Below are 6,317 nucleotides of genomic sequence, written 5' to 3'. Positions count from 1 at the left end.
ATTATTGCCACAAACAAAAACATAAATCGTAGGGTGCGTTAGCCAAAGCGTAACGCACCAATTTAATGATGAAGTTGGTGCGTTACGGCGGATTGTTAATTGAGGTTTTTTATCAGAGATTATCGCCGCAAACAAAAACATAAATCGTAGGGTGCGTTAGCCAAAGCGTAACGCACCAATTTAATGATGAAGTTGGTGCGTTACGGCGGATTGTTAATTGAGGTTTTTTAACAGAGATTATCGCCGCCTAACGCACCCTACAAGATCTGAGCATTTAGACAATATTTACAATAATGTCAATATAGTCGCATCCTAATAGAGCACCAGTAGCAGGCTTTACAATAAAAGGATTAATTTTTGTTGTCCACAGAAAACTGTAAGCACCTATGCTAAGTGATGCAGTAACTAGGCCGATGATAACGGGCACTGCCGCTCCAAAAAGTCCTGCAATTGCAATTTCTTCAAGTGTAATTGTTTCTCCTGAAGCTGCTACACAAGTCACTTTCCCAACTATTCCATATGTAGCCCCTAAAAATGCAGCAAAAGCAATCTTCCCAGTAAGCGTACTAAATTCTATCAAGGCTGCTTCCCCACTAGGATCGATCGCATTTACCGGATTAACCCCAGCGTATAAATAATCATGCAAGGTTATCGGTTGATTATTGAAACCCTCAAACGGATCAACGGAAGCAAAACGCCCTGTATTAGGATCATAATACCTTGCTCGTAAATAATAACCATCTACCGCATCATCAAACTGCTCACCAGCAAACAGATAATTATTCTCCGCATCCCCGACTTTACGGGTTAAATTACCATAAGCATCATAATCATATTCTACGATAACAGAACCATTATTACCCGTCATTAAACGAGTGCTACCTAAACCATCCACTTGATAGTAAATCCGATTTGCACCGTCATCTTGAGAGATTAAATCCCAACCGTGAGTATAGGTAGTATTAACTGTACCATTAGTTTGATATTCCTCAATCACTTGGGCGTATTGCTGTTGATTATTGTCAATTAAGAAGCGAGTCACCTCACCATCCACATCAATCGCCACTCGGATACCATTATGATCATATTCAAACTCGATACGTCCGGTTTCGCCGTTTTCCGTGACTTCTACCGCGGTTAATTCACCCTTAGCATTCCACTCATAATTAGTGGTAGTTGCGCCATCTTCTACCTTAGCAAGGAGATTACCCTTATCATCGTATTGATATTGGGTAATATTTCCGCCAAGGATTTCTTTTAATAATCTGTCGTTTTTATCATAGTTATAGGTAGTTTTACCTGCCACTGAATCGACTTTTTCTAAACGATTTCCTACTGCATCAAAACTATAAGTAATCGTTTTGTTACCTGCTACAGTGTCAGTAATTTTCTCTTGAGTTAAACGATAGAGATTGTCATAGGTGTACTCCACTGTACGACCATCATTTTCTACCACTTTCACCCGATTACCCATCGCATCTAGGGTATAAGCATAACTAGAAATAATACCCGTAGAGTTGCGGTTTTCGAGGTAGGTTAAGCGATTTAATAAGTCATATTGTTGATTTTCAATCACCCCATTGGGGAAGACTGTTTTAATCAAATTACCCACCGCATCATAATCGTAGTCTGTTACTCCATTATCCGCATCTTTAACAGTATCAAGGCGATTCAACGCATCATAAGTATAAGTAGTTGTGCCTGAAGGTACGGTTAAGGTAAGAATATTACTAGCCTTGTCGTAAGTATAGCTAATAGTACGGTTATCGGGTTCGGTACGACTAATTAATCTGTCACGCTCATCATAAACATAATTTGTCATCCCTCGGTTATCGATAACGGTAGCTAATTCCCCCGTCAAGGTATAGGTAAAGGTTTCCGTAGCTGTACCATCAGAGAAGGATTTTTCCGTTAACCAATTACGCTCATTATATTTATAGGTGGTGACTGCTCCGTTAAAGTCAGTTACTTTGATTAAATTACCGATTTTATCGTGAATTGTCTCGTTACGTTGTCCACCAGGTAAGATGGTAGCTTTTAGACGGCGTAAACTGTCATATTCAAACTTAGTGATGTTACCATTTGCGTCTTTTTGCTCGATTAAATTACCCACTAAGTCATATTTATACTCAGTGCGTTGATTTAAAGCATCAATTACCGCCGTTAGTCTTCCTAAAGCGTCATATTCATAATTAGTGGTATTTCCTGCTAAATCTGTTTCTGCTATCACTCGTCCTAAAGGATCATAAGTGGTAGTCATTACCGCATTATTAGCATAAGTTGTGGTAAGAAGGCGATCAAGCTCGTCATAATCATACTCAGTGATGCGCCCTAACGCATCTGTTTTGGCAATTTGTCGCCCGTCTGCATCATAATTATAGCTAGTAATTTGATTGAGGGCATTAGTAACAGTTAAAAGGCGATCACTCTTATCATAGTCATATTCGGTACGATTACCCAATTCGTCAATTTCGGCAATTTTTCGCCCAGCTTTATCGTATTCTTTCTTAGTGCGGGGATTATCAGTTAAATTGTCAGGGGTACTATCAGGATAAATTACTTCAATTTCTCGCCCTAAAGCATCATAAATATAGATAGTTTTACGTCCTAATTCATCAATAAAACCCGTTAAACGATCTAAAGCGTCGTATTCATTTTGGGTACGCGGGTTATTGCTTAAATTATCAGGAGTGCTATCAGGTAAGATGGTTTCAATCAATAAACCACGATCATTATAACGGTATTCTGTGCGTCTTCCTAATGCGTCTATTTCTGCTACTTTTTCCCCAGCGGCGTTATATTCGGTTTTAGTAATACCCCTTGCACAACCACAACTACTCCCTTCAGGATCAGCTTTTTCAATCAAGCGCCCTTGAGCATCATAGATATAATTAGTAATAGCACCTAAAGCATCAGTAACACTCGCTACTCGTCCATTACTATCATAGGTAAAGGTGGTTTTTGCTCCCGTAGGATCGGTTAATTCAGTTAAGTTACCACGATTATCATACTTAAAGTTACTAATTTTACCATTAGCATCGGTGACAGTAGTTAAAAGTCCCAAGGAGTCATATTTATATTCAGTAACATTGCTTTCTGTGTCTTTCCGTTTAGTGAGATTACCGTTATTATCATAGGTGTAAGTGGTGACAAAACCTAAAGCAGTAGTCTCTGTCAAGATGTCGTTACTTTGGTTATAAGTAAAGGTTTTTGTGTTACCTTCCCCATCGGTTTCTGTCAGCTTATTACCTCGACTATCATAGGTATAACTGGTGATATTACCTTCGGGATCGGTTTCACTTAACAGGTTATTATCTTCATCGTAAGTGCGTAAAGTAATGCCCCCTAATTGATCAACTTCTTGAATGACGTTACCCTGAGCATCAAAAACCCGGGTAATATTATTACCAAAAGGATCTCGAATGGTTTGGCTATTAGTAGCATTATTAAAGGCGATATTTAATTCATTACCGTTAGCGTCAATAATCTTGCTAATCTGTCCTTTATCGTCATACTCTGTACGAGTCGCACTGCGTCCCAAGGGATCAATAATTTCTGTTAAGAAGTGTTGACGATTGGGGTCATCATAAACTAGCTCGGTGGTGTTATTAGTGCGGTCAATCACCTCAATTAAATCACCGTTGCTATCATAAACATATTTAATAGACTTACCATCAGGATCAATAATTTCAGTAATGCGACCTTGAGCATCTCGAATAAAGTCAATTTCAGCACCCGTTGAGCTAATAATACCCTCATCGGAGAAGGTTAATTTATTGCCATTTCTGTCGGTGACATCAATTAAACCAAAATTCTGATCATACTTATAAACCGTGCCGTCTTTGGTGGTTAATTTATATTGCGAGGGATTATAGGTAAAACCAAATAAATATAACCCTACACTACCATTACTACGAATACTTAACGGAGTGTTTTCTACTTCCAATTTATCAAATACACCAGCATCAGGGGTGAAACTGGGAGCATATACTGCACCTAATAAACCAGCACTAGAAACCACAGGATTGAATGTAAAACTAACCCTTCTACCATCAGGGGTATTAAGAGTTACACGAGTACCAATAGTAAAACTATTACCGCCAAAGAAATCATCTTGACTCAAATCTCGTCCATCAGGGGAAGACTCGACAATTTTAGCATCTTGTAAACCTAAATCCCAACCATAGCCAAAATCTCCTTGGCTTGCACTTTCTAAGCTATTATAACGACGGACAATTTCAATGGGAATACCAGTTAAAGGAATAGATAGGTCGGTATATTCTAAAGAAAAGTCACCCGGTTTATTTTGTCCTGTCACATTTAAAATAACGCCTTGAACATTACCATTACCACTAAAATCAAAAGCGGTAATTTTTATTAGATAACTTCCATTTGCTAACAAACGAGGATCTAGATTAGCTACCTGCTGATTAGTAACATTCTTAGTGCCTTTTGTCAATAAAGTATAATCTGGATCATTTTCCCCGATATTGCTTAAATCAACTGCTTCAATCGGGGCAATTTCCACTCGATAAAATTCGAGGTTATCATCTGTGACGGTAGCAATAATATCTGTAGGTGACTTGATAATGCCTTGGGTGGCTTCTAAGTTAGTTTTGTTAATTTCAACAACAGGTGCTTCAGTATCACTGGGATCAAGTACCCGCACTTCAATTGTTTCTGTATCCTGATTACCGGCTGCATCGGTAGCAGTAGCAACAATTTGATAAACTCCTGCTTTTTGACCGACAAAAGTGGCAGTATTAATTTGTCCATTGGGACTATTAGGATTAAGAGTTAGCGGAGTTGTATTAGCCGTCAAAGTGAGGGTTTTAACTTCGATATTATCCGTTGCTCGAACTTGGAAATTAATACTTTGACCAATATTAATCAGGTTACTATTAAAGCCTAATTCCACTACCGGATTAGTAATATCATTATTGCTAAGGGTTAAGTTATAGGTTTGAGTGGTGATTCCCCCGCGTCCATCGCTGACTTGAATCGTCACAGGATAAATACCTTGATTTTGGGATGCAGATTGCCAACGAATACGGCCAAATTGATCAATAGTTAAACCTTGAGGAGCCTGTAAGAGATTATAGGTTAAAGCGTCATTATCTGCATCTTTGGCAATGACATCATATTTGTAAGTAACGCCTAATTGAGCTAATTCTAACGGCTGAGAATTAATAATCGGTGCTTGATTAGGAGTAACTCGGATATAGTAATTTTGATAGGCAATTCCACCATCTGCATCCGTCGCTGTGACTGTAACTTGAAAATCACCGTTAGTTACTGCTTGAGTTTGCCAAGTAATTAAACCTGTATTTGCATCAATAGTCATCCCATTGGGTTTAACCGTTAAATTGTAGCTAATAGCGGTATTTTCGGGATCATTAGCCTCGACATCGTATTGATATAATCCCCCAGCACCAATGATGATTTTAGGTGTGCTGGTAATACTAGGTAAGTTGTTGTCTAATGTAGCTAAAACTTGTAATTGATAGGATTGGGTGTTAGTCCCACCAAAACCATCGCTAACTTTGATTTCAACGGTTTGTTTTCCTAAGTTAGTAGGGGTATATGCTATTAGTCCAGTATTGGTATTAATGGTCATCCCTTCCGGGGGATTAATTAGGCTATAGGTCAGGGTATCATTATCAAAATCAGTGGCTCTTACTTCATAGCTGTAGGTATTATTAATCAGGGTAACGGTGTTAGGAGAGGAGATAATTTGCGGTGGGGTGTTAATACCTTTAGTATTGAGGAAAAATTCTTGAGTGGCAATGCCTCCTTTACCGTCAGAGACTCGCAAAACTACTCGATTATTACCGATTTGATTTTGTTTTGGTTGCCAAATTAAGCTACCAGTTTCTGCATCAACTGCCATGCCTTCAGGTTGATTGAGTAAGCTATAGGTTAACCTGTCATTATTGGCATCGGTAGCAGTGGCTCGATAGGTTAATAATTGTCCTATTTGGGCAGTTTGAGGCGCTGTGCTAGTGAATACGGGAGCCTGATTGGGGATAGGTTGATCAATTTTTTGGTTGCCAAAATTGATGTTACTAACAGTTTCTCCTGCTTTGAGTTTTACAGTATAAAAATCTGGACTAGCAATGCTACCGGGTAATCCTTTAGGAAATGTTTGTTTATAATCTGTGGTTACAATTTCCCTGACAATAGATCTCTTGCATAAGTCTAGACAAAATAGGATAAAATAGTCCAAGAGTTAAGATTGAAAGATGAATTACGAACAAGTAAAAACTTTAAAGCCAACAGAGTTCAAACGCTTGTGTGGCGTGTATCCAGATACATTT

1 protein-coding gene is annotated in these 6,317 nt (G+C 38.6%); it reads right to left on the bottom strand.

Annotated elements, in window-relative coordinates; all coding sequences use genetic code 11:
• Positions 1-274: 274 nt before the first annotated feature.
• Positions 275-6,226 (bottom strand): putative Ig domain-containing protein, encoded by a 5,952-nt coding sequence (locus IM477_RS12505; RefSeq protein WP_287731992.1) that lies wholly within the window; start codon positions 6,224-6,226, stop codon positions 275-277.
• Between the last annotated feature and the right edge of the window lie 91 nt (positions 6,227-6,317).

Origin of the sequence: Microcystis sp. M090S1 (assembly GCF_020246295.1) — a bacterium.
In the GTDB taxonomy this organism is placed as follows: domain Bacteria; phylum Cyanobacteriota; class Cyanobacteriia; order Cyanobacteriales; family Microcystaceae; genus Microcystis; species Microcystis aeruginosa.
The sequence above is the reverse complement of the archived record's forward strand: the minus strand, read 5'-3'. Positions and strand labels throughout refer to the sequence as shown.